At 35.8% G+C, this 1,640-nt stretch carries 3 protein-coding genes; all 3 read right to left on the bottom strand.

What is annotated here, in order from left to right; all coding sequences use genetic code 11:
* Window positions 1-555, bottom strand: a 555-nt coding sequence (locus WA010_RS05830) for an AAA family ATPase (protein WP_422556204.1), incomplete at its 3' end; no start/stop codon positions are given.
* Window positions 556-721: 166 nt separating this feature from the next.
* Complete coding sequence (locus tag WA010_RS05825) at window positions 722-877, bottom strand: hypothetical protein (RefSeq protein WP_422556203.1); 156 nt, start codon at window positions 875-877, stop codon at window positions 722-724.
* 152 nt (window positions 878-1,029) lie between these two features.
* On the bottom strand, window positions 1,030-1,640 hold a 611-nt coding region (locus WA010_RS05820; RefSeq protein ID WP_422556202.1), incomplete at its 5' end, for a VWA-like domain-containing protein.

The raw sequence follows: 1,640 nt of genomic DNA, 5'->3' as shown, positions 1-1,640 counted from the left end.
TTTAAAATATTGTTTAAAGTATATCTCTCCTAAAGCTCTATTTATACCACTTTGTAAAATAAAACGAGGAATCTGTTTTTTAATATTAGATGACAAAGTTGATACTTCAAGAATATTACTATCAGCTGATTTTTTTATTTGAAGTACATCTTTTCTTGGAGAACTCAATGTATTTTCTAATTCAGAGCCTAAATCTAATTTGAAATTATCAATGGAAACTTCAAAATTACTATTATCAAACCAGTCCTCTTCAACACTAAAAATATTTCCTAATCTACTCGTATATTGAATTGATAACTTTTGCAAAATATCATTTACCTTAGTTTCATACGCTGAAATATTTAAGCTATAAAAACCATTTTCTTCTAATTCTGTAAAAACTTCTTGAGCAATATCAAAATCAATCATATTATTCCATGAATATAGAAAGCCATAAATAGAATAAGTAATATATGTTTTACCTGTATTATTTTGTCCACATATAAGTGTAAAATCATTAAGTGTAATTTGTGTATTTTCTATAAGTCCAATATTTTCAAGTTTAAAACTTACCATTCAATTGATTCCTTTCATATTTTTTCATGCTAAATAAAAAGTCACTTCCACATTAAAAATAAATTAGTTATATTGTAACCAACCTTTTATAAAACAGTGAAGATGTTTGACACTAATCCAAACTAATCACCAGTCCAAAATCCATCGCACAGCACTAATACACATTTTAAGGGTATCGCATTTTGCGATACCAGAATATCGATCTCTTCATTGGTAAGCTGAAACATAAAATCCTCAGGGAATCATCACTATTACGTTTCACCTGTTCTCTGAGACGGATGGGTTTTACACCATATAACTCTGCTAAATCACGGTCCAACATCACCTGTAGGTGTAAATCTTGTTCTGGATGGTGTGTTCATCTGTCATGACAATATCATTCATCCAAAAACTCGCTTTCGTTGCAATTGCACAATTTTATCTATTTTATCTCTACATACCAAACAAAGTAAAAAAATGACAAACTAAAATATTTTATTCGCTTACTATCTCGATCACCCGTCCAAACGGAATATCCTTTATGATAGGTGCAATCCAAAGCACTTCATACGGCGGCTCATACGGAGGGAATTTTCCCTCCAAATCGGTGAAATAGAGCAAGAGTTTCGGACGGTGTATCCACGACTCAATCAATTCGAATACGGGTCTAAAATCAGTCCCCGCACCCCCTCTGAGTGTATAGATGATAGCCTCTCCCCGCTCAAATGTCTCATAGGAGCGGATTCGATCATCGCAGACAATCAGATCGATCGTGTAAGAGCCAAACAGTTCCGTGATCGATTCGACCTCACTAATAAATTGCGAGAGTAGCACCTCATCAACCGATCCCGAACTGTCAATCGCGACGGCTAGTTCTAAATGACGGGAGTGTACCCCCGGCAGATAGACGCCGTCATACAGGAGCTTTTTACTAGGAGGGATAAGAGTGTAATCACTCACATAATACCCCCCAACCCTCTCACGTAGTTCACTACGCCAATCGATGAGAGATTTTTTATTCGGTTGAATCAAGTGATGGATCGCTTCGCTGAGGGGATCTTGTTTCTCCAGTGCCTCTTCTGAGCGTTTTTCACGCTGTGCACGAG

This window comes from Sulfuricurvum sp., assembly GCF_049305995.1.
GTDB lineage: Bacteria > Campylobacterota > Campylobacteria > Campylobacterales > Sulfurimonadaceae > Sulfuricurvum.
This window is presented reverse-complemented; position numbering and strand designations above follow the sequence as displayed.

What these genes read in the sequence shown, in the direction of transcription:
- WA010_RS05825 (WP_422556203.1), bottom strand. Translation starts at nt 877, where the DNA reads ATGTTGGACCGTGATTTAGCAGAGTTATATGGTGTAAAACCCATCCGT.